At 62.2% G+C, this 23,165-nt stretch carries 19 protein-coding genes and 1 pseudogene; 11 read left to right on the top strand and 9 right to left on the bottom strand.

What is annotated here, in order from left to right:
* The first annotated feature begins 189 nt into the window (after window positions 1-189).
* A complete protein-coding gene (acnB, locus tag FAZ97_RS27100) occupies window positions 190-2,775 on the top strand; it encodes a bifunctional aconitate hydratase 2/2-methylisocitrate dehydratase (protein WP_158761670.1) in 2,586 nt (861 codons plus the stop codon).
* A gap of 96 nt (window positions 2,776-2,871) precedes the next feature.
* On the opposite strand, the gene FAZ97_RS27095 is transcribed toward acnB, so the two are convergent.
* A complete protein-coding gene (locus FAZ97_RS27095) occupies window positions 2,872-3,459 on the bottom strand; it encodes a TetR/AcrR family transcriptional regulator (protein ID WP_158761669.1) in 588 nt (195 codons plus the stop codon).
* Window positions 3,460-3,573: 114 nt separating this feature from the next.
* On the opposite strand from FAZ97_RS27095, the gene FAZ97_RS27090 reads away from it, so the two are divergent.
* Entirely contained in the window at window positions 3,574-3,954 is a 381-nt protein-coding gene (locus FAZ97_RS27090) for a DUF4267 domain-containing protein (RefSeq protein ID WP_158761667.1), read from the top strand.
* A gap of 1 nt (window position 3,955) precedes the next feature.
* On the top strand, window positions 3,956-4,276 hold the full coding sequence (locus FAZ97_RS27085; protein ID WP_158761665.1) for a DoxX family protein: 321 nt from the start codon (window positions 3,956-3,958) through the stop codon (window positions 4,274-4,276).
* Between the two features lie 74 nt (window positions 4,277-4,350).
* Here FAZ97_RS27085 and FAZ97_RS27080 read toward each other — a convergent pair whose 3' ends face one another.
* A complete protein-coding gene (locus tag FAZ97_RS27080; RefSeq protein WP_158761663.1) occupies window positions 4,351-4,725 on the bottom strand; it encodes a BON domain-containing protein in 375 nt (124 codons plus the stop codon).
* A gap of 168 nt (window positions 4,726-4,893) precedes the next feature.
* A complete protein-coding gene (gene tatA / locus FAZ97_RS27075) occupies window positions 4,894-5,121 on the bottom strand; it encodes a Sec-independent protein translocase subunit TatA (protein ID WP_158762431.1) in 228 nt (75 codons plus the stop codon).
* Window positions 5,122-5,336: 215 nt separating this feature from the next.
* Between tatA and FAZ97_RS27070 the strand changes: the two genes are divergently transcribed.
* From FAZ97_RS27070 to FAZ97_RS27060, 3 genes are all read left to right on the top strand, one after another.
* The gene (locus tag FAZ97_RS27070; RefSeq protein ID WP_158761660.1) at window positions 5,337-6,179 is read left to right on the top strand and encodes a helix-turn-helix transcriptional regulator; all 843 of its coding nucleotides are present in this window, start codon (window positions 5,337-5,339) and stop codon (window positions 6,177-6,179) included.
* Window positions 6,180-6,250: 71 nt separating this feature from the next.
* Complete coding sequence (locus FAZ97_RS27065; protein ID WP_158761659.1) at window positions 6,251-6,640, top strand: cupin domain-containing protein; 390 nt, start codon at window positions 6,251-6,253, stop codon at window positions 6,638-6,640.
* A gap of 206 nt (window positions 6,641-6,846) precedes the next feature.
* Window positions 6,847-7,563, top strand: coding sequence for a transposase (locus FAZ97_RS27060; RefSeq protein WP_158761657.1), 717 nt, complete (start codon window positions 6,847-6,849; stop codon window positions 7,561-7,563).
* A 63-nt stretch (window positions 7,564-7,626) separates the two neighbouring features.
* On the opposite strand, the gene FAZ97_RS27055 is transcribed toward FAZ97_RS27060, so the two are convergent.
* Window positions 7,627-8,598 carry a LysR family transcriptional regulator gene (locus FAZ97_RS27055; RefSeq protein ID WP_158761655.1) on the bottom strand — a complete coding sequence of 324 codons (972 nt, stop codon included), beginning with the start codon at window positions 8,596-8,598 and terminating at the stop codon, window positions 7,627-7,629.
* A gap of 119 nt (window positions 8,599-8,717) precedes the next feature.
* On the opposite strand from FAZ97_RS27055, the gene FAZ97_RS27050 reads away from it, so the two are divergent.
* Window positions 8,718-9,575: an oxidoreductase gene (locus tag FAZ97_RS27050; RefSeq protein WP_158761654.1), complete on the top strand. Its 858-nt coding sequence runs from the start codon at window positions 8,718-8,720 to the stop codon at window positions 9,573-9,575.
* 26 nt (window positions 9,576-9,601) lie between these two features.
* Here the strand turns inward: FAZ97_RS27050 and FAZ97_RS27045 are convergent, their stop codons facing one another.
* A complete protein-coding gene (locus tag FAZ97_RS27045) occupies window positions 9,602-10,207 on the bottom strand; it encodes an outer membrane lipoprotein (protein WP_158761652.1) in 606 nt (201 codons plus the stop codon).
* Window positions 10,208-10,421: 214 nt separating this feature from the next.
* On the opposite strand from FAZ97_RS27045, the gene FAZ97_RS27040 reads away from it, so the two are divergent.
* The 3 genes and pseudogenes from FAZ97_RS27040 (at window position 10,422) to FAZ97_RS27030 (ending at window position 16,990) form a co-directional block, all read left to right on the top strand.
* Window positions 10,422-10,730, top strand: coding sequence for a DUF4148 domain-containing protein (locus FAZ97_RS27040; RefSeq protein ID WP_158761650.1), 309 nt, complete (start codon window positions 10,422-10,424; stop codon window positions 10,728-10,730).
* A gap of 213 nt (window positions 10,731-10,943) precedes the next feature.
* Window positions 10,944-11,348 (top strand): annotated as a pseudogene (locus tag FAZ97_RS27035) (LysE family translocator); the annotation flags it as partial.
* Between the two features lie 155 nt (window positions 11,349-11,503).
* Entirely contained in the window at window positions 11,504-16,990 is a 5,487-nt protein-coding gene (locus FAZ97_RS27030) for a trifunctional serine/threonine-protein kinase/ATP-binding protein/sensor histidine kinase (RefSeq protein WP_158761647.1), read from the top strand.
* Between the two features lie 328 nt (window positions 16,991-17,318).
* Here the strand turns inward: FAZ97_RS27030 and FAZ97_RS27025 are convergent, their stop codons facing one another.
* Window positions 17,319-17,909 (bottom strand): c-type cytochrome, encoded by a 591-nt coding sequence (locus FAZ97_RS27025; RefSeq protein ID WP_158761645.1) that lies wholly within the window; start codon window positions 17,907-17,909, stop codon window positions 17,319-17,321.
* A gap of 270 nt (window positions 17,910-18,179) precedes the next feature.
* On the opposite strand from FAZ97_RS27025, the gene FAZ97_RS27020 reads away from it, so the two are divergent.
* On the top strand, window positions 18,180-18,788 hold the full coding sequence (locus FAZ97_RS27020; protein ID WP_158761643.1) for a VC0807 family protein: 609 nt from the start codon (window positions 18,180-18,182) through the stop codon (window positions 18,786-18,788).
* Here FAZ97_RS27020 and FAZ97_RS27015 read toward each other — a convergent pair.
* The 3 genes from FAZ97_RS27015 to FAZ97_RS27005 are packed head-to-tail and all read right to left on the bottom strand — an operon-like array spanning window position 18,782 to window position 22,178.
* On the bottom strand, window positions 18,782-20,065 hold the full coding sequence (locus tag FAZ97_RS27015) for a lanthionine synthetase LanC family protein (RefSeq protein ID WP_158761641.1): 1,284 nt from the start codon (window positions 20,063-20,065) through the stop codon (window positions 18,782-18,784). The genes FAZ97_RS27020 and FAZ97_RS27015 overlap by 7 nt on opposite strands.
* 2 nt (window positions 20,066-20,067) lie before the next feature.
* On the bottom strand, window positions 20,068-21,093 hold the full coding sequence (locus tag FAZ97_RS27010; protein ID WP_158761639.1) for a T3SS effector HopA1 family protein: 1,026 nt from the start codon (window positions 21,091-21,093) through the stop codon (window positions 20,068-20,070).
* Window positions 21,090-22,178: a phosphotransferase gene (locus tag FAZ97_RS27005; RefSeq protein ID WP_158761638.1), complete on the bottom strand. Its 1,089-nt coding sequence runs from the start codon at window positions 22,176-22,178 to the stop codon at window positions 21,090-21,092. Before FAZ97_RS27005 ends, FAZ97_RS27010 begins: the two co-directional genes overlap by 4 nt.
* Window positions 22,179-23,165: the final 987 nt, after the last annotated feature.

Genomic DNA, 23,165 nt, shown 5'->3' with positions numbered 1-23,165 from the left:
CGCGCCCCGAGGCAAGATCGCAGGCTTTTCCACACAGGACATGGCGTCGAGCCCAACTCTTATATAAGACATAAGACATTTGACGTTATACCGCATTGCAATTAAAATTACGCTCAAAGCAGTGCCTGGAAAAGCCTCGAAGTGCCCGAAAAGCCTTCGCCTTCAAACGCAATACCAGTAGGTCCCCCAATGCTTGAAAACTATCGCGCTCACGTAGCCGCACGCGCCGCGCTCGGCATTCCTCCCCTGCCGCTCACGGCCCAGCAGACCGCCGAACTGGTGGAACTGCTGACGAGCCCGCCTGCTGGCGAAGAGCAAACGCTGGTCGACCTGATCACGAACCGCGTGCCCGCAGGCGTCGACGAAGCCGCTCGCGTGAAGGCTGGCTTCCTCGCTGCCGTGGCCAAGGGCGAAACCGCCTGCGCGCTGATCTCGCGCGCTCGCGCCACCGAACTGCTCGGCACGATGCTGGGCGGCTACAACATCGCCCCGCTGATCGAGCTGCTGGCCGACGCCGAAGTGGGCACCGTGGCCGCCGAGTCGCTGAAGAAAACCCTGCTAATGTTCGACCAGTTCCACGACGTCAAGGAACTCGCCGACAAGGGCAACGCCAATGCAAAGGCCGTGCTGCAAAGCTGGGCCGACGCCGAATGGTTCACGAGCCGTCCGGAAGTGCCGCAAAGCCTGACCATCACCGTGTTCAAGGTGACGGGCGAAACCAACACCGACGACCTCTCGCCGGCCCCGGACGCCACCACGCGCCCGGACATCCCGATGCACGCGCTGGCCATGCTGAAGAACGCGCGCCCCGGCATCACCCCGGAAGAAGACGGCAAGCGCGGCCCGATCAAGTTCATCGAATCGCTGAAGGAAAAGGGTCACCTGGTCGCCTACGTGGGCGACGTGGTCGGCACCGGCTCCTCGCGCAAGTCGGCCACCAACTCGGTGCTGTGGTTCACGGGCGAAGACATCCCCTTCATCCCGAACAAGCGCTTCGGCGGCGTGTGCCTCGGCGGCAAGATCGCCCCGATCTTCTACAACACGATGGAAGACGCCGGCGCACTGCCGATCGAACTCGACGTGTCGCAGATGGAAATGGGCGACGTGGTCGAACTGCGTCCGTACGAAGGCAAGGCGCTCAAGAACGGCGCAGTCATCTCCGAATTCCAGGTCAAGTCGGACGTGCTGTTCGACGAAGTGCGCGCCGGCGGCCGCATTCCGCTGATCATCGGCCGCGGCCTGACCGCCAAGGCGCGTGAAGCGCTGGGTCTGGCCCCGTCGACGCTGTTCCGTCTGCCGCAGCAACCGGCCGACAGCGGCAAGGGTTTCTCGCTCGCGCAGAAGATGGTTGGCCGCGCATGCGGTCTGCCGGAAGGCCAGGGCGTGCGCCCGGGCACGTACTGCGAACCGAAGATGACCTCGGTCGGCTCGCAGGACACCACCGGCCCGATGACGCGCGACGAACTGAAGGACCTGGCCTGCCTCGGCTTCTCGGCCGACCTCGTCATGCAGTCGTTCTGCCACACCGCCGCTTATCCGAAGCCGGTCGACGTCAAGACGCACCAGACGCTGCCGAACTTCATCAGCACGCGCGGCGGTATCGCGCTGCGTCCGGGCGACGGCGTGATCCACTCGTGGCTGAACCGCATGCTGCTGCCCGACACCGTCGGCACCGGCGGCGACTCGCACACGCGCTTCCCGATCGGCATCAGCTTCCCGGCGGGTTCGGGTCTGGTCGCCTTCGCGGCCGCCACCGGCACGATGCCGCTGGACATGCCGGAGTCGGTGCTCGTGCGCTTCAAGGGCAAGATGCAGCCGGGCGTGACCCTGCGTGACCTCGTCAACGCGATCCCGCTGTGGGCCATCAAGCAAGGCACGCTGACGGTCGCCAAGCAAGGCAAGAAGAACATTTTCTCGGGTCGCATTCTCGAAATCGAAGGCCTGCCCGACCTGAAGGTCGAGCAAGCGTTCGAACTGTCGGATGCGTCGGCTGAGCGTTCGGCCGCCGGTTGCACGGTGCACCTGAACAAGGAACCGATCATCGAATACCTCAACAGCAATATCACGCTGCTGAAGTGGATGATCGCCCAGGGCTACCAGGACCCGCGCAGCCTCCAGCGCCGTATCAAGGCGATGGAAGCGTGGCTGGCCGACCCGCAACTGCTGCAACCGGATGCGGACGCCGAGTACGCTGCCGTCATCGAAATCGATCTGGCCGACATCCACGAGCCGATCGTGGCCTGCCCGAACGATCCGGACGACGTGAAGACGCTGTCGGATGTCGCTGGCGCCAAGATCGACGAAGTGTTCATCGGCTCGTGCATGACCAACATCGGTCACTTCCGTGCCGCGTCGAAGCTGCTCGAAGGCAAGCGCGACATTCCGGTCAAGCTGTGGGTCGCGCCGCCGACCAAGATGGACCAGAAGCAGCTGACCGAAGAAGGCCACTACGGCGTGTTCGGCACGGCTGGCGCGCGTACCGAAATGCCGGGCTGCTCGCTGTGCATGGGTAACCAGGCACAGGTGCGCGAAGGTGCGACGGTCATGTCGACGTCGACGCGTAACTTCCCGAACCGTCTGGGCAAGAACACGAACGTGTACCTCGGCTCGGCGGAACTGGCGGCGATCTGCTCGCGTCTGGGCAAGATCCCGACCAAGGAAGAGTACATGGCCGACATGGGCGTGCTCAGCGCCAACGGCGACAAGATCTATCAGTACATGAACTTCGACCAGATCGAAGACTTCAAGGAAGTGGCCGATACGGTGACGATGTAAGTGTGATGTTGGGGTACGGTGCGGGGTTTCTTTTGTAGATCCCCACCGTAGCGCCACGCAATGGCGCCGCAGGCTCAATGCCTGCGGCGCCATTTTTTATTCATCAATGACACTACGAGAAACGACAACCGCCCGAACAACCAGCCTGATGCGTGCAACCCGCGCGCCGGGGCGGATTCGGCCTGAACGTTCGAGTTCCGCAAGCCCATGCAAGGCGGCCCAAAACGTCTCGGTCGCGTCCTCGACATCGGTGCAGAACGGCGCGACGACCGATGCGAGCGCTTCGAAACCCGCTCGCAGTTCCGCTCGGGTCTCGGGTTCGGCAAACCGCAGATTCGTTGGAAGGGTAAACATCGCCTCGTAGAGCGCAGGACAACGCGCTGCGAAGCCGAGATAGGTCATGGCGACATTTTCGAGGGCGTTCTGTTGCGCGCTCGATCCACGCGCTGCGTCCTGAAGCGCGACCGCGAGTTCCTGAAAACCCTCGACTGCAACCGCTGCGACGATCGCATCCCTGTTCTCGAAATGCGAGTAGAGAACCGGCTGGCTATATTCGATCTCTTCGGCGAGGCGGCGCACCGTTACGGCGTCCCACCCTTCGCGCTCCGCGATCGACCGCGCTGCCGCGATGATGCGCGACTCGCGCTCAGCCCGTTGCCTGCCTTTGCGCTCGGCGATACTCAACTTTTCATCTCCCTGACTACGTTGGTCCCATGCCTTGCGATGATACGGAAGCTTGAAATTCTAGCAATGCTAGATTATATTCCAGCACTACACCACGCAGCAAAGGACAACGCAATGCATCCGCTTTCGATTGGACTGGCGCTCTTTCTGGCCCTCGCGATTATCGTGATCGGCACCCTATATCTTGTGAGGCCAATGGCCACGACGCGCAGCTTCGGCCTGCCGCTTCCAGGAACCGGCGCCAACATCGCCTGGTGGCTTCGCCTCAAGGGCGTGCGCGACATTGCGTCGGGACTGGCCGTGCTGGCATTCATGGTGTGGGGCACGCCGCTGGCGATCGGCATCATCCTGCTTGCCCTGGCCTTGATCCCCGTTGGCGACATGCTGGTCGTTCTGGCGGCTAAAGGCTCCACCCGAAGCGCCTTCGGCATGCACGGCGTGACAGCCGTGGTGATGGTCTTCACGGCGGTTTCGATGATGATGGGCGGGCGCTGAGATGATCCATACCGTTTCGATCTGGCTTCTCGTTGCCGGCTTCTTCGGCGCAGGTCTCTTCAACGCGATCGGCACGCCCGCGACGCGAGACGATTTCGCCCGGTGGGGGTACCCGCACTGGTGGGGCCGTTTAACCGGCGCACTGGAGATGATGTGCGCCCTTCTGCTTGCGCTTCCTGCCAGTCGCATGGCTGGCCTGGCGCTTGCGGCGCTCGTCATTGCGGCTGCCGTTTTGACCGTTCTGCGTCACCGCGACTTCACACACCTTGTGCCACTGGGTGTCTTTGTCGCCGTGATCGCGCTCGCAGGGATATCGACGTGAGCCGCGCGCTGATTGCAAACACTGCAATCAGCGCGTGAATCCGTTGTTCTACGCATTTCGCCAATGCGGTGTATTCAGCCGTTCCCGCCGTGAAAGAGCGTCAGTTTGTTCGAGACCGAAGTGACGCCCTGCACCGAACGCGTCACCTCTTCCGCCTGGCGGATCTGATCGCCCGTGCGAACCGTCCCGCTCAGCGTCACCGCGCCGCTGCGCGCGCGAACGAAAACGCCGGAAACGTTGAACCCTTGCGCTCTGGACAATGCGCGCCGCACAGCTCGGGCGAGCGCGCGGTCCGTTTTCGTCGCACTGGTGGGCGCCGCCTGAGTCGCGGCCGGCGCCATCGACGTGTCCATCGGCGCACTCGCCGACTGGGCTTGAGCCATGCCAGCAGCGGTCAAAAGAGAAAACGCACACAAGGCGTATCGCAGGTATCGCAGGTTCGATTTCATGACCACCTCCTGTCATTGCCGCGCAGAGATGCGGCGGCCGCAATGCATATTGCACCACCGTGTGGACACTCGCTCCGGCGGCGCTCAAAGTGGCCAGAATTTCCCGCTCGTGCGTCGCCCGCGCTTTACACCGCTCTACCGCTAACCGCGACCGAAGCGACGAAGGCGCTAACGGAACTCGCCCGAACGCGTCACGTCCTTCGCTTCCACGTCGAGCGCACCGCTGCCTGGCAATTCGCGCTGCACTGCGGGCATTTCGCTTTGCGCCATGCTTTCCTTGAATCCCTTCACCGCACCGCCCAGATCGCCCCCGATATTCCGTAGTTTTTTCGTGCCGAAAATGAGTGCCACGATCAGCAGAACGATCATCCAGTGCCAAATGCTCAACGAACCCATAGTTGAAACCCCTCCTTTCCCGTCGCGCGCTTCGCTCGCGACAACCAAGATGAACCTTGCGGCCCGCCATGCGGTATTGGAACGCGAGGATGTATCTCATTCGTTTCGGGGAGCGGCGGTTTTGTAGGCGTATGTACCAACGCACGCGGTGGATACACGCCAATACAAATCGAAGCAGGTAATATCGACTGCAACGTCTCTTTGGGAGCCGTCCCATGCTGAGAGTACTTGAACCGGGCGACTACTTCGGCAGCACCACCCTGCAATACGGCGATGATGGAATTTCGGTCGTGGAGACGCATTTCGCAACGGATCTGATCATCCCGCAGCACGAACACGTGAATCCGTTTTTCTGTTTCGTGCTGGATGGCCGCGGTACACGCTCCTGGCCAACGCGCCGCGGCGCGGACGGGCCAATGTCGTTGACGTTTTTCCCCGCAGGCGTACCGCATGCGAATTGTTGGTACGGAGCCGGCGGACGGGCACTCCATCTCGAGTTTTCGTCCGCGTGGCTGCAGCGGCTTGGCGGCCGCACCCGGGTCCTCGATCGTCCGGACGACTTTGCCAGCGGCGCGCCGCTGTCGTTCATGCGCCGTCTGGTTCGCGAGTGCCATGAACAGGATTGCGCTACGCCGTTGGCGGTGGAAGGTCTGGTACTCGAACTGCTTGCTGCGTGCGAACGGTCCGTCCCGCGCGTGGCGACGGTCGGCGGCTCGCGTCGATGGCTCGCCCGTGTGGAAGCATTACTGCACGATCGCTTTCGCGAGTCGTTGACACTGGAAGAAATTGCTTCGGACAACCATGTTTCAGCCGACCACCTCGCGCGTGAATTCCGCAAGCACTTTGGCTGCACTGTGGGCGAGTACGTGCGCCAGCTTCGGCTCGACTTCGCTTGCGCACAATTGACCCGTGGGCACGATTCGCTCGCAGCTATTGCTCTGGCCGCCGGTTTCACCGACCAAAGCCACTTTACGCGCGTGTTTCGTCGCCGAATGGGGCTGACACCTGGCGCGTACCGCGCGCAGTTGTGCGCAGATCGCTCCCGTACCAAAGATTGACGCTCGGGTACAAGACCCGCCGGACTGCCACCGCCTAGAGTGGCTCGCATGTTCGACACGAACCCGCGTTCATGGAGATCCATGTGAGCCCCGAAGCCTTTCCGTATCTGACCCGTATTAACGTCCTCTACGCCTTCGGCGAGATCATCGACATTCCCGCCCTCGTGGTGGCAAACAGCCATCCCTGGTACAACCAGACGCTCTGCGAGGTGAACCAGTCAGTGGTTCGGCTGGGCGTCGTACAGGGTGAATATCACTGGCATAAACATGACGCAGAGGACGAATTCTTCTATGTCGTAAGCGGACGCTTTCTGATCGATCTTCAGGATCGCGTCGTGGATCTGAGTCCGGGACAAGCCTTTGTCGTGCACAAAGGTCTGCTGCATCGCCCGCGAGCGCCCGAGAAAACGGTGATCCTGATGGTCGAGGCAAAGGGGATCGTTCCCACCGGCAACACGTGACGCCTCGCCGCTATTCAGCGGCGGCATAAAAATGCGTTGTTTGCCATCGTCAAATCAACGAAGTGAGGCCAGAAAAAAGGCTTGTTCGCGACGCAGGCGCGCGCTCGCGGCTCATAGAATTTCAGTGTGTATTCACGTTACACAACGCCCGAGCGCCCGATACCCATCGGATCGCTTTCTCCTATCGGATCTCCGGTTAATTCAGCATGACACGGCTCGCACGGCACTACGTCCCAGAACAACCGCAGCACGTTATCTTGCAGGGGCTCACAGGGCCCGCCTTTCTCGACGAAGGAGACTACCTTTACTTTCTCGCCTGCCTGGCGGACGCAGCGCGCGTCGCCGATCTGGCAGTCCACGCGTGGGTCCTCATGCCTGACGCGGTCCAGTTTCTCGTCACGCCTTCATACGAGTCGAGCGTGGCCATGGCGATGCAGGCGGTCAGCCGTCGCTATGTCGATGCCTTCAACCGCCGCCACGGACGCCGCGGTATGGTGTGGCGTGGCGGGTACCACGCAACCGTGATCGAGCCCGAGCGCTATTTCCTGCTCGCGAGTCAGGTCATCGATCATGCGCCGGTGCGCAACGGCCTCGTGGCCGAGCCGGGAAACTACGCGTGGTCGAGCTACTCGCACCACATCGGACAGCGCGTCGATCGCTTCATCAAGGAGCATCCGCTCTACCGGGCGCTCGGCAATACGCCGTTCGAGCGCTACGAGTCATACCGCGATCTGGGCGCACAGCCACTCGATGAGCGTGAAGTCGACAATCTGATGCAGTCCACGCTCAAGGGCTGGGTGCTCGGCAGCGCCGCGTATTGCGAGTGGGCGGCGCAGACAGCCAACCGCCGATTGACGCCGCTCCTGTTGCGCGACCGCCCGCCCAAGGTTCGCGCGGCAGGCGCCTTCGCACACGAGGGCTAACGATAGAAGACGCCAGGAAACCTTGCCTGTTCGAGCGTGTTCGAGCGGTGCAATGCCTGGCGGCTATCCACGTCGCTTCGCAGCACGCTTCTGCTGAGGCTGCTGCGTAGCGCCAAGCTCGGACGCATCGAGGAAAAAGTTCCGGTTGCCGGCCATGCGCTCAACCATGAAGTCGATGAACGTCTTCACGCGCAGCGATTGTTCGGTCCGGTGTTTATAGTAGATGTAGATCGTGCCATATTCGGTGGCGTGCTCCATCAATAGCGGAATAAGTCGACCGCTTCGGATATGCGTCGTGGCGTTGAAGCTACCCAGCTGCCCGATGCCGAGCCCCGACAGCACAGCCTGCGTTTCCAGTTCCGTATCGTTCACGCAAATGGCGGCGGGCACGTCGCGATAGACGATTTCGTCGCCAACGCGGAACTGCCACTGCGCAAGCTTGCCCGTGTTGGCGCGGCGGTATCCCGTGCAGCGATGCTGAGCGAGTTCTTCGATCGTGCGCGGCGCGCCGTGGCGCTCGATATAGTCCGGCGACGCACACACGATCAGCTGAATCGGCACCAGCCGCCGTGCGATCGAGCCGCCCGAAGGCGGCGGTCCACCGCGAAATCCCACGTCCGAGCGGTCGGTCACGAGATCCGTGAATTGATCGTCGAATTGCACTTCGAGCTGCACGTTCTGATAACGTTTCTGGAATTCCTCGAAGTACGGCCACAGCACCGGAAGCCCGAATGCACGCGGCGCGCTCACGCGCAGCATGCCGGCCACGTCCTCTTTCGAGCGCCGGGCCTCGTCGAGCGCTGACGACAGAATGGCGAGCGCCGGCTCCACGCTGTTGAGGAGCCGCTGGCCCTCCTCGGTCAGGCTCAGCTTGCGCGTGGTCCGATGAAAGAGCCGCACGCCCAGTTCCTTCTCCAGTTGCATGACCGCGTGGCTTGCGGCCTGCGGCGAGATGCCTTGATCGACCGCCGCGCCACGCAGGCTGCCAAGCGCCGCGGCCCGGACGAAAGTGGTGATCGCACGAATTTCGTTCATTTCCGGGATCCCTGATTCGCAAACAAACGTTGATTATCACTCCAGCAATATACGGCTAGTTCGTGTCAATCGTCACGCTTACCATGGCATCACTTCATCACACACGTAGGAGAGACATCATGGCTGACGCTCAACAAGGCGGCTTCAAACGCGTATGGTTCATCACCGGCGCTTCGCGAGGCATTGGTGCATTGATTGCCGAAGCAGCGCTCGCGGACGGCAACGCGGTCGTAGCCGCCGGGCGCAACGTCCAGGCTATCGTTGAGCGCCTCGGCGAATCGGCTGCGTTGCTGCCGGTGGCGCTCGACGTGACCAACGAGGCCCAGGCAAAACAGGCGGTGCAATTGGCGGTTGAAAAATTCGGCCGCGTCGATGTACTGGTGAACAACGCCGGCTTCGGTCTGCTGGGGGCGGTGGAAGAATCCGCCGACAAGGACGTGCGCCGCATGTACGACACGAATGTATTCGGACTGCTGAACGTCACGCGTGCCGTGTTACCGACGATGCGCGCAAACCGCTCGGGGCACGTGATCAATATCTCATCGATTGGCGGCTATCGGGCCGCGGCCGGCTTCGGCGTGTACTCGTCGACGAAATTCGCCGTCGAAGGCATTACGGAAGCCATGCATGCCGAACTGAAACCGCTGGGCATTCACGCGACCGTCGTCGAGCCGGGCTATTTCCGCACGGACTTTCTCGACGCGTCCTCGCTGGTCGTGGCGCCCGACGTCATCGACGACTACGACGAAACCTCGGGCGCGGTTCGCCGCAAGGCCGTGCAGATGAATCACAACCAGCCCGGCGACCCGACAAAGCTTGCGGCCGCATTGATCACGCTCGTCGACGCGGCTAATCCGCCGCTGCGCCTGCCGCTCGGTACAGACACACTGGCCGCCATCGCTGCAAAAAACGCTTATGTGACGCAGGAAATGGAAACGTGGAAGGATCTTTCGACGTCGACGGATTTCGCTGCGTGAGTGACGACCCTGCGTGACGAGCGAAATCAGTAGCGCGCAAGCTGGCTGCCGTTGACCTGCACACGGTCGCCCGGTCGCAGGTCGCCGGGCGTCGGCACGTTGAACGCACGGGTGGAGCCGTCGCTCAGCTGCACATCGATCTGGAAGCCTGCGGGCTGGCCCATCTGCTGGCCGATCTGGTTGCCCGCATACGCTCCGCCCAGCGCGCCGATGACGGTCGCGGCGTCGCGACCGTGGCCGCCACCGACCTGATTGCCGAGTACGCCGCCAACCAGTGCCCCGACCACGGTCCCGGCAATGCCCGAAGCCCCCGTGGCGCTGCTCAACGGCTGGATTCTCGAGATCGTGCCGTACTGCGTGCCATATTGGTTGCCGTATTGCGGGTTGTACTGCGCACCGTACTGGCCGTTGCTTTGTGTGTCGTACGGCTGTTGCGGCGCGGGCGGCGGCGCATAGGCGGGTTGCTGCACGGTGCCCGGTTGTGCATAGGCAGGCTGGCTGTACTGGGCCTGGTAGCCTTGCTGCGCGCCGTACGGCGTATATCCCGGAGCAACGCATGCCGACAACGAGAGACTTGCTGCAGCGACAAGCGCGGCGGTGAGGACGGACCTGGTAGAGAACATGGGCATCACAGTGTGGTTCGCATTGCCGCCGCGCCGGGCACAGCAAGCGTAAAGAGGTAAACGATTGCGCCGGAGTATACGGAAAGCCCGCACAGACGTGCGCTGCGCGACGGTAACAACGTGTAAAGTCCGTTGCTGGGTGAACGCGTGAATGCGGAAGTCACGCGCGACCGGAAGCGTCGCACCGCGAGCGTTGCGCCAATCACACGCGTGGAGATGCGCTATGGAAAACCGCTCGAAAATCCGCCCGACGCTGACTGCGTTGGCGCTCCTGCTGACTGGGTGTACCGCCCCCGGCATGCCACAAAGCAGGCCTCACTTGAGCTCAACGGAGTGCCGCGACCTGGCCTCGCTCAGGCGCAGTGCGCCTGCGACGATGGCACAACACAAGAGCGAACTCGCGGCTCTCAGAAAAGCAGGCTATAACCCGTCACCATGGAACGACCCCTACTATCCCGAGGATCTTGAGGCGGCGCAGCGCGTGGTCGACCATTGGTTCGACACGGAGTGTCTGCAGCTTCCACGTGGATAAGAAGCCGCGCTTGGCAGCGCCACCCGCCGCTTAATCGGAAAAACACAACACGACCAAGGTTTGCGGAAAGTTCGAGCGCATAGCCGTTGCTTTAGGGTTTAGCGAACGGGAACAAAAAACTTCGCTTCATTTTTAAATGTATCATGGGCGATGAATTCTCTTACACTCGAACGTCGCCCCGATTTTTCGACCGCGATCAAAAAAAATGGCAACGTCATTGCAGTCAAGATTTTTGGGGGGCTATATCTCTTGTGGCTGGCCTTCAAATCCGGACGCAATGCGCTTACGCCAGCGGCAGCATCCGCTTTGAAGGTGGATCGAACACCGGCATTGGCGAGCATCTACTCCCGTGGAGCGATGCTCCATCTCACCAATCCCAAAGCGATCCTTGTGTGGGTTTCAATTGTTGCGCTATCGTCGAACCGCACGGGAACCGCTCATATCGCGCTAATAGCAGGCTGTGCGGCGATTGGATGTGTCGTGTTCGGCGGTTATGCCGTTCTGTTTTCGACTGACTCGGCCCGCAGGATGTACGTGCGGACCCGTCGCGCCCTGGAAGGAAGCCTGGCCGTAGTGTTTGGAATTGCCGGCATCAGACTCCTGGCGTCGCGAGTGTAGCTATTTTTACCCCTTCGTTTGGCCGATGGCAAACCGTAGAGGAGCCATTCCCATTCGATCGCAATTCGTTGCGCGTGCAGCCATTTCCATCACGCATTTCACCGCAACGAAGAACGTGTATGCTTGCCGCAATAGATAATCTCATTGCGGCGTAGATGGATAATAGAGTCAATATATTGTGGGACGACGGGGAACGTATCTTCTGGAGGGAACCGTCCTCGGCGCCTGCAGGCCAGCCTGTATTGCATGCGCGGCTCGCCGCTGAACAGCCGTTGCCCGCCAGTCTCGATCGCCTTGCGCGCGAGTTCGGGCTCAGAGACGAGCTCGATAGCGAATGGGCGGTGCGCCCGCTGCGGCTGGTGCGCGAAGGCGGCCGGGCCTTGTTGTCGTTCGAGGACCCGGGCGGCGAACCGCTCGCACGGCTGCTTGGTGCGCCGCTCGAGACCGGGCAATGCCTGGAGGTCGCGATTGGCATTGCCGCCGCGCTCGGCAAGCTTCATGAGCGGGGCTTCGTCCACAAGGATCTCAAACCCGCACACATCTTCGTGCATTGCGCCGATGGGCGGCCACGGCTCGCCGGATTTGGCCTGACCTCTCGCCTGCCGCGCGAGCGGCATGCACCGGAGCCCCCCGAAACCATCGCCGGAACGCTCGCCTATATGGCGCCCGAGCAGACTGGCCGGATGAATCGCTCGGTCGACTCGCGCAGCGATCTGTATTCGCTCGGCGTCACGTTCTACCAGATGCTCACGGGCGCCCTGCCATTCGCCGCCAGCGACGCCATGGAATGGCTGCACTGCCATATCGCACGAACGCCGTTGCCACCCCACGCACGGGTGGACGCCGTCCCCGCAGTCGTCTCGCGCATCGTCATGAAACTGCTCGCGAAGACTGCCGAGGAGCGCTACCAGAGCGCCGCCGGTCTCGAGCACGATCTGCGGCGTTGCCTCGCCGACTGGCAGCGCCACCGCCAGATCGACGACTTCGCGCTGGACGAACACGGCGCCCCCGCACGGCTGATGATTCCCGAGCGGCTTTACGGGCGCGAGCGCGAAGTCGATTCCCTCGTCGCCACGTTCGCCCGCATTCTCGAAAGCGGGACTCCGGAACTGGTGCTCGTCTCCGGTTATTCGGGCATCGGCAAATCGTCGGTGGTCAATGAACTGCACAAGATCCTCGTGCCGCCGCGCGGATTGTTTGCGTCCGGCAAGTTCGACCAGTACAAGCGCGATATTCCCTATGCGACGCTTGTGCAGGCATTCCAGGGCCTGGTGCGCATGCTGCTGGGCAAGTCCGGCGCGGAGCTGGCAAACTGGCGCGCAGCATTGCTCGAGGCGCTGTCGCCGAACGCGGCGCTCATGAGCGACCTGATTCCCGAGCTGAAACTCATCATCGGCGAGCCGCCCCCCGTCCCGACACTTGAACCCCAGCACGCGAAACAGCGCTTCCTGCAGGTGTTCCGGCGCTTCATCGGCGTATTCGCCCAGGCCGAGCATCCGCTGGCGCTTTTTCTCGACGACCTGCAGTGGCTCGACGCAGCGACACTGGACCTGCTCGCGGATATGCTGTGCCAGCCGGACCTGCGCTATCTGATGGTGATTGGCGCCTATCGCGACAACGAGGTGGATGCCACCCATGCGCTGACCATCAGGCTTCAGGCCGTACGCAACGCGGGCGCAAAGGTAGAGGAAATCCGGCTCGCGCCGCTCAACCGCGCGCATGTCGGGCGTCTGATCGCCGACGCGCTTCATTGTGCGCCCGAATCGGTCGCGCCCCTGGCGCACCTCGTACGCGACAAGACGGGCGGCAATCCGTTCTTCGTGATCCAGTTCCTGCATGCGCTGGCCGAAGGCGATCTCCTGACCTTCGATCATGATGCGCGGCAGTGGCGCTGGGATACCGGGCGGATCGATGCGAGGGGCTACACCGACAACATCGTCGACCTGATGGCCGGCAAGCTGACCCGCCTGCCGTGCGCAACGCAGCACGCGCTGCAGCAGCTTGCCTGCCTCGGGAACGTCGCGGATATCGCGACCCTCTCTGCCGTGCTCGGCATGCAGGAGGCGCAGGTTCACACCGTGTTGTGGGAGGCGGTTCGCCAGGAACTGGCCGTGCGGCTGGAAAGCGCTTACGCCTTCGTTCACGACCGGGTCCATCAGGCCGCCTATTCGCTGACCCCGGAGGCATCGCGCGCCGATGCCCATCTGCGCATCGGCCGCCTGCTCATCGCGCAGACGCCGCAGGAAAAGCGCGAGGAAGCGATCTTCGAGATCGTGGGGCAACTCAATCGCGGAGCCGCGCTGATCGACGGCCAGGATGAACGCGAGCAACTGGCCGAACTCAATCTGCGCGCTGGTCAGCGCGCCAGGGCGTCGACGGCCTACACCTCGGCGCTCGCCTATTTCACCACCGGCGCGGCGCTACTGGCCGACGATTGCTGGCGCAGCCGGCATGATCTGCTGTTCGCGCTGGCGCTGAATCGGGCCGAATGTGAAATCCAGACGGGGCAACTGCTGGCCGCCGAAGCGCGACTCGCGGCCCTGGCAGGCCGTGCCGCGACCCCGACCGAGCGCGCCCAGGTCGCGTGCCGGCAGATCGAGGTCTACGTCATTCTGCGCCAGACCGACACCGCGATCGCAGTTGGCCTCGCCTTTCTTCGTCACGCGGGCATCGCGTGGTCACCCCATCCGGATGAGACGACGGTGCGCGGCGAATACGAGCGCATCACTTCACTGCTCGGCGAGCGGAGCATCGATGAACTCATCGATCTGCCGCCAATGGACGACGCGTTCGCCCTCGCAACCATCGAGGTGCTGACCACCCTCGTCCTGCCTGCGATCGACACCGATGCGAACCTCGCCTGCCTGACGCTGTGCAAGGCAATCAATCTCAGTCTCGAGCATGGCAACGCCGATGCCTCATGCGTGGCCTACGCCCGTTTGCCCAGGTTTTCCACACTGCTTTTCGGCGACTACGAGATCGGCTTTCAATTCGGCCGGCTCGCCTGCAAACTCGTGGAAGAGCGCGGGCTCGAACGATATGAAACCCGCACTTACCTGTGCTACTCGCTTTATGTCGCACGCTGGGTGGAACCCGTGCGGGCCTGCATTGACCAGCTACGCTGCATTTTCGACACGGCGCACCGCACCGGCGACCTGACGTACGGTGCGGTCGCGTACGCCCACCTCGTGCAGACGCTGCTTCTCATCGGCGACCCGCTGCCCGACGTGCAACGAGAAGTCGAATCCTGCCTGGCGCACGCGAAGAAGCTGCAGTTCGGCATCACCGTCGACTTTATCGAAGAGAAGCTCGCGTTGATCCGAACCCTCCGGGGCTTGCCGCCCGTATCCGGCAACGTCGACGACGTGCAGTTCGACAAGCCGCGCACCGAACACGGCCGGTCCCAAACCGCTGTGACAAACACAAGATGGTACTGGCTCCGGAAACTGCAGGAATGCTATCTATCTGGCGATTATGAGGCAGCCATGGCGGCTGCGTCGAACGCACAAGGGCTCCTCTGGACCACCTCGTACGTCCACAACGAGGCGGCCGAATACTATCTCTATGCCGCGCTGGCGCAGGCTGCCGGGTGCGACTCCATCGCGGCCGGCGAACTGCCTCGGCACCTCGAAGCACTGACTGCCCGGCACGATCAGCTTGGCATCTGGGCGATACTATGCCCGGCGAACTTCGCAAGCCATGCCGCTCTGGCCGGTGCCGAGATCGCCCGTATCGCGGGCCGCGTGGTCGACGCCGAGATGCTCTACGAGCAGGCAATCGAAACGGCAAAGGCAAGCGGATTCGCGCACGTCGAAGCAACGGCCAACGAACTCGCGTCGCGCTTCTATGCAGCCCGAGGTCTTCAGAAGATTGCCCGTGTGTACATGCAGGACGCGCACTATGGCTATCTACGCTGGGGCGCCAACGCAAAGGTGCGGCAGCTCGAGGAAAAGTATCGCTACCTGCGCAGCGAAGAGACCGTGCCTGGACCGACAAATACGATGGCGGCGCCCATCGAGCACCTCGAACTGGCGACGGTAATCAAGGTACTGCAGGCGGCGTCGGGCGAGATTCACCTGGAAAGGCTGATCGAGATGGTCATGCGCACGGCCATCGAACAGGCGGGCGCGCAACGAGGTCTGCTGATCCTCTCCGATGGGGACGATCGCCGCATCGCCGCACAAGCCACTATCGCCAGCGACGGAGTTCGCGTGCAGCAGTCCGACGTGCCGGTCACGGCTGCGCTGTTGCCGGAATCGATCCTCAACCATGTCCTGCGTACGCGCGAAAACCTCTTTCTGGACGACGCCGCAACGGATCCCATGGCCGATGCCGATCCCTATGTGCGCGAGCATCGCGCACGCTCCATTCTGTGCCTGCCGCTGATGAACGGCGCCAAGCTCATGGGGGCGCTGTACCTCGAAAACCATCTCACTGCCCGCGTGTTCGGCGCCGCCCGGATCGCCGTGCTGAAACTGGTGGCCTCGCAGGCTGCGATTTCGCTCGAGAACGCCCGTTTGTATCGCGACGTCGCGCAACGCGAAGCGAAAATCCGACGCCTTGTCGACGCCAATCTCATCGGGATCTTCATCTGGGGCCTGGACGGACGACTCATCGACGCCAACGACTCATTCCTCCACATGTGCCAGTACGCGCGCGAGGACCTGGAGGCCGGGCTTCGCTGGTACGACATGACGCCTCCCGAATGGCAAGCGCGCGTTCCACGCGAGTTAGAAGAGCTTGAGGCCACCGGCGCGTTGCAGCCCTGCGAAAAGGAGTTCTTCAGGAAAGACGGCAGCCGCGTACCCGTCCTCATCGCCGGCGCGGCATTCGAAGAACAGCCGAACCAGGGCGTGGCCTACGTTCTCGATCTGACCGGGCAGAAGCAGGCGGAAATGAGAATCCGCGAGAGCGAAGAGCGGTATCGCGAGATACAGGCCGAACTCGCGCATGCGAACCGTGTTGCGACCATGGGCCAACTCGCGGCCTCGATTGCTCATGAAGTCAGTCAGCCCATTGCGGCGACGGTGAGCTATGCCGAGGCCGCATTGCGATGGCTGAATCGCGAGCCTGCCAATCTGACCGAGGTCGGCCTTGCGCTCGGCGGGATTGTCAGGGACGCCAACCGTGCCGGGGACGTGCTTTGGCGGCTGCGGCAACTGATCAGAAAGGCGCCACGGAAAAAGGAGCCGGTGAGCCTCAACGAGGCAATCCGTGAGATCGCCGAACTGGCCCAGGGAGAAGCAAGAAAGAGCGGCGCCCAGATAGCATTGCAACTCGCGGAAGATTTGCCGGTGATCGAAGGCGACCGTGTGGAACTGCAGCAGGTGCTGCTCAACCTGATCGTCAATGCGCTGGAGGCGATGAGCGGCCTCGATGGAGCACGGCACGTGCAGATCAGCACCGGCGAGGCCGACGATGCCTGCGTGATCGTGAGCGTGCGCGACTCGGGCCCAGGCTTTGGCCCGAATGCCGAAAACGCGTTCAACGCGTTCTACACCACGAAGGAGACGGGGCTCGGCATGGGGCTTTCAATTTGTCGCTCGATCATCGACGCGCATGGCGGACGGCTGTGGGCCAGCGAATGCTCGCCGCGCGGCGCGGCGGTTCAATTTACCGTGCCGCAGTATTCCGCCATTTGATCGCGACGGCAGTGGCTGCAACCAGGAGACCGCTTCAACGGGCGCTCAGGATCCCTGATTGTGAACGCCCCACGGGCAATTGCGTGATCACTCGAGGAAAAAGGCATACAGGCATTTTTATATGCATGCTCTGGTCGCCGCATACCTGGCCCGCATAATCGACGACCTCGCTGCGCGCAGTCGGCTCGCGCACCACTGAGTGGGTGGATGGTTCTGTTGAACAGGCGGTCAACTGCGCTGCAAACAGAAGAGCGATGACAACGCGCAACATGGATTAGACCCAGGAAAGACATTGCGCCACGCGGGCGTGCAAACCGGAACAGCTTCCTCAGTTTTTATCGGCCGCTGACATTTGCCTCTGGGAAGAGACGGCCGCGCTGCCGGTTTGGGCGTTGCCGTGTACGAGCAGTGCGTATTTATCCTTTGATATTCCGCGTTCGGCGTAAATGAACGCCGCGACTTGCCAGATCGCGTCATCCGGCTGCGTTTTCCCGAACGAAGGCATAGCCGTCATGTTCACGCCATGCTTGATCGTCCAGAACATCAGCGCGGGCTTGTTTCGGCGGCTCGCAGACAGAAGCGAGGGCGCGGCGGGCTGAATACCCTGTCCAACGGCGCTCAGTGGCCGGTCAGGCGCACCATGGCAGAGCGCACAGCTGGCGTCATACATTCGCGCGCCTGAACGAATGTTTTCAAGCGACAGCAAGTCGCCAGGCGCGACATCGGATCCAGCATGCCGATGCAACGAGGCCTCGTATGTTCCATGCAGCAGTTTCGCCACGATCGGGTTGTCTCTGGCGCTTGCCGAGACGTCATACACCCCGGAGTACATGAAGGCCAAACCTGCAGCGCCGAGCACAACGAGGAGCGCCACAACGGTCGCGAAAACTGTCGCGATTCTGGTACGAAAAAACATCATGATGTTTGTACCGCGCAGCGTTTATGGAACTTCAATTCTCCATAGCCCTGCTTGCCGAAAAGTGACGCGCGGATTACCGATTTGTCATCTTCGATCGGCCCGCGACAAGGCCCGAATACCCTCTTTCCCTGCCGGCGCGTGCCCTCGCCCCGCGCCTCGAACGACCGACGCGGTGCGGCCAGGAACGCCCGGTCGGTGGTATCGTGCCTCCGAGATCCGGACGTTCGTTTCGCGCCGATATCGGCCCTCGCCAAATTCCACGCGCCCAAGATGATCCCCTCTGCCCGGTACGTTCTGGCATTCGTCGTCAACGTGGCGTTGCCTGCATTGGCTTACCGCGTGGCACTTCCCAACTGGGGGATAGCCAGCGCGCTGATGGCGTCGGGCGTACCGTTGCTGGCCTGGATCACGTTCGATTTCGCACGTTTCAGGCACTTCGACGCCTTGAGCGCAATCGTGCTTGCGAGCGTTGCCCTGTCGCTGGCTTTGCTGACTTCCCCTGCCGGTCGATGGTTGCGCGAAGCACGTGAACCACTGGTAGGCGGTTTCATTGGCGTGCTTTTTCTCCTGTCTTTGCTGGTCAAGCGCCCACTCGTGTTCTATCTCGCGAGATCGACACTGGCGCGAGAGCGCGAGGGACGCGAACGGGAATTCGACGAGATGTGGCTCGCGCGCCCGGCACTCGCAAGATCGATCCGGCTCATGACAGTCGTTTGGGGAATCGGCCTCGTAGCCGAAAACGCGATCCGGGTCGGTATCGTCGGGTACGTTACGGATCACGACGTCGATCGACTCTCCACGTTGGTCAGATATGGGACTTATGCCGGACTGACGGCCTGGACGATTCTGTATCGACGTGCTTACATAAAGAATCAGTGATCACATGTCCAGTGGGAGAAGTGACCCTGGCGCTGTCCATCCGAGATTAGAAGGACCGAGGGAACGGCGTTGTCCGCAAGCCTCAAATAGAAATAAGCGATGCCGGCAAGTCCAAGCATTAAACCCGGTGTTTCGCCGCCACCCAGCACGCCACAGGGCCAGGCATTTCTGGCTTGCTCGTAGCGCTCGAGGCCAGCCTGCCCGACCTCTTCCGCAAGCGACGCGAAGTGCGCGTCGCCGAGCGCGCGGCCTCCCGTCGCGAGGATGTCCGCGTTGCCCGCGAGGCCATGACACATCGAGTAATTGTCACCTTGAGATTTCAGGCTGTATTCGATCGCCGCGGCCGTAGACGTGAGCGCCGCCCGCGCTTCATCCCGATATCGTTCGTCGCGCGTCAGTTCGAACGCGCGTAGTCGCGATAGCCCGATGCCGGGCGCGCCATGACACCACGCATGCATGAACACAGGGCGTCCGTCCGTATTCATCGACGGATCGGATAGCGCGCGCAGATCGGGCCAGTTCTGATGCTGCGCGTCGAAGCTGCTGCGTTCATATGCGAAAGCGCTTTCCGCTGCTTGCCGAAAGCGGTCCTCGCCGCTGACTTCATGGAGTTCCAGCAGCGCCCAGCCGAAACCCGCCGAGCCATGCGAAAAGCCCGTCAGGCCCGCATGGCCCGCCTCGCGGGAAAGCGGCCACGACCACCCTCGTTCGCTGCGCTGCGCGATGTCGATGAGATGTTCGCCGTACCGGATCGCGGTTTCGCGCGCAAACGGCAGGTCAGACCGGTGGCCTAGCTGAAGCAGAAGCGGGATCGCACCCGCGCAGCCGGCCGTCACGTCTGCGTCCTGCGTGGGCGCTTCGACGTCGCGCAAGGCCTGCAACGTCGCGATGCCCTGCTCGACGAGCTGTTCGCAACCGATAATCTCGCCGACCGAGAGCAGCGCGTAACCAATGCCCGTCCACCCGCTGTAGAACGACGCTTGAGTCGACGGCGCAACGTCTGTGCGATGCGCGAACGCATGATGCGCGGCGGCTTGCGCGGTCGCGCGAAACACACTGTCTCCGGTGATGGCATAGAGCCGCGCCATCAACAGTGCGATTCCGCTCGTGCCGCTGTATAACTCAGGCCCGCAGTTACGGTGAACGACTTGCCATCGTCCGTCGAGATGCTCCATCGAATCGCCGAGCCAGTTGCAGCGTTCACGGGACCAGACGGCGTCGCGGCAGAGCCGCGCACCGATTGCGTTCGCCGTATTCAGAAAGTCAGCCTGTGTCATCGTCATCGGGAGAAAGAGGGAAACGCATAATCCTCGTGCGTATCCGCGCCCAAATGGGCGCGGGCATAATCGAGTCCTTCGGCGCGGAATCGACGGTGAATCTCGTCAAGCCGCTCGCCTTCTCGCGTCAAACCTTGTTCATGCGCCTGCCACACGGCCTCGGCCACCAGGCGCGACCGGTTGATGCCGAAGCTCTCGCCGTTGCCGGGATCTTCCGCGAAGCTGAGGCCATGCGCCAGTTGCCGCGTGAAAAGCGGAACGCCCGCGTCAAGTCCCGGCAGGCAGCGCTCGTGAACGTCGACGAGCATGTGCGCGACGGAACACGTCATGCGTCGTGGCACGTAGAGCACGGCCGCGTCGAGGCGCTCGTAACCGGCCGGCATAGCCATGCACTTCAACCGAAACGGCACCTGAAAACGATTCAGCGCGGCAGTGGCCTCCGCGATCAGGCGTGGCGCCGCGTGGGCCGTCGTGTTCCAGTAAAAGCGCGAGAGGCAGACATCGTCCGGATGATCGGCGATCGACTCACCGAACGCGAAATAGAACGACGGCTGTATTGCCCACGACTCGCGCGGGCAATACACAGTGACGAGGCTTCCCGCGCGCACCGGAGCCGCCCCGTCGGCCGAGATGAATTCGCCGGGCCACAACAGCTTCGTAATGCCGTCCTTCTGCGCCGCGAGCTGGCCCGAAGTCAACGTTTCGACGATGCGCCAGCCGGTATCCCAACGCTCGCGTCCCGCGTTGGCGCTCGACAGCGCGGCGATGAAGCGCTGATCCGGCACGAGTGGACTCTGGGCGGCGAACGAACCGTCGAAGCGGCGCGTGAAGGCCTGCTGATAGATCGCATCGCGCAACGCGGCGACGACAGGCTGAAGTCGCGTTCCTGAACCAGGCGGCATGCCGTCCGGGGCGATGTCGAAGTTGCGCCCGGCAATCGTGAACGCGCCCGACGAAGTGAACTCGACCATGCTGACGAGCATCGTCAGATCCCGATCGTGTTGCTGATCGCTGTTGGACGCGCTCATGACAGTCCGAGCAAATCGCACCGCGCCTCATCCGGGTTCGACAGAATGTTGAAGCTCACCTGAAGCAGGCGGATAACGGCGGCTGTCAATTGCGGCATGTTATTCAGGTACTCGTAGGCGGTCTGAATGAGGCGTGCCGCGCCATAGCGCAGACTGCGATCGAGCCGCTCACGCTCGGTCGATGTGTCGAAGCGCGCTTCGGTCACATACGCGTTCCAGAACGCGCCGATCGCCGGTTGCATTGTCTCCAGCTGAATACCCGCCGACTCGACGAGTTGCTGCGCGGACGCGGGCGAGCCATCCGGCATGGAGCCAAGCCACGTCAGCAGATACGCCTGAAACACCGCGCCAACGTCCCACGCTGCGTCGCCCTGATCCGCGAGCTCCCAGTCGACAATCACAATCTTGCGCGTGCCGTCCGACTCGTAGAGCATGCAGTTGTCCCATTTGATATCGCCGTGAATGAGACTGTCGATGCGCCACTGACTTCTCAGTTCCGTCAGCAGCTCGACGAATTCAGGGTACCGCTGCAGGATCGTCAGCATATGGGTGTTCGCCGGGCCAATCGCTGCCGCCGTGAATTCCTTCGCTTCGTGAAACGACAGAATCCACGGCGTCGCTTTGGGAAACGTCGTGCCGACCGCATTTCCCGGTTCGATCTTATGACGATGATAGCGACCAAGCGCTTGCCCGAGCATGCTCGCCACATCGAGCGGGAACGTCCGAACGCGCAAATGATATTCGGAGAGGTTTTCAGCGCCCGGAAGCAAATCGACGATCAGCGCGTTACTGTTCGCGTCATAACCGCGAAAATTGGGAATCAGACCGGCAAGCGGCGCAAATGCGCGATCGTTTTGAGCAAGCCAGTAACAAGCCGCCTCGTGTTTCAGAAAGCCGATGCTTTGCGCATCCCAGTGCATGGTTTGTTTGACGAAAAAACCCGGTGCGTTTTCCCGAAGCACCTTCAGGTTGCGGTGACGACGCGAGACATCGGCAATGACCAGTTTTTCGTTCACTAACGAATCGCGATCGAGCAGGCACCTCTCGATCAGAAAATGGGCCACGTTCCGCGTGCTCAATTGCATGATGGTTCACCAGTAGATCGACGATGCTCGCTGTTTTCGTCGAATGCCAGGCTGCGTCAGAAGACGCCGCCGGGACCGCCGGCGCCACCGCCACATGCGACCGTCGGACACCCACCTATAGTAGGACACCCGCCTATGGTCGGACAAAGGTGCGTAGGACAGGCAGGCAGCGTCGGGCAAACGTGCGTTGGACAGGCAATCAGCGTCGGACAGACGTGCGTAGGACAAGCAGCCAGCGTCGGGCAAACGTGCGTTGGACAAGCAATCAGCGTCGGGCAAACATGCGTTGGACAGCCAGCCAACGTCGGGCAAGCGTGCGTAGGACAGGCAAGCGTCGGATGCAGGCACGGTGGCGCGATCGTGTGCGGACAGGGCGGCACGTGCGTGAATCCGCAGACCTGAGGCAGATGAGTCACGACCGGGCACGGTGGCGGGACCGTAGGCGGACAGGGCGGAATGTGCGTGAGTCCGCAGGCCGGAGCCAGATGAGTCACAACTACGCACGGTGGCGCGATCGTGTGCGGACAGGGCGGAATGTGTGTGATTCCGCAGATCTGAGGCGGCTGAGTCACGATTGGGCACGGCCCTGGGCACGTTACCACCGTGAGCGGCGCGGCTGGAACGGGCGCATTCGCCGCCCCTTGTTGCGCGGCGAAGTCCTGCTGCATTCGTCCTTCGAGGAAGCGCGCTTTGCGCCGGGCGCCGCCCATTGGACCATGAACGAGTTGCGCGTCCCGGTTGATCCACAGATAGGTTCCGCCCAGCGGCGCATCCGGCCCGCTCGCGTCCTCCTCATGAAGCACCGCGTCGGTGGGTATGTCGACGTAGTCGCTCAGTTGCGCATTGAAATACAGTCGAAGATGATTCGCCTCCGATGATTTGCCGACGAAGCCGAAGAGCAGCAGCGCGTCCGGCGGCTGACTCGGATCCTTGACAACTTTATTAACGAAATTCTGTCTGGATGAGGATTTTTTTTCGTCACCGTTT

It is taken from the genome of Paraburkholderia acidiphila (assembly GCF_009789655.1).
Taxonomy (GTDB): Bacteria; Pseudomonadota; Gammaproteobacteria; order Burkholderiales; family Burkholderiaceae; genus Paraburkholderia; species Paraburkholderia acidiphila.
The sequence above is the reverse complement of the archived record's forward strand: the minus strand, read 5'-3'. Positions and strand labels throughout refer to the sequence as shown.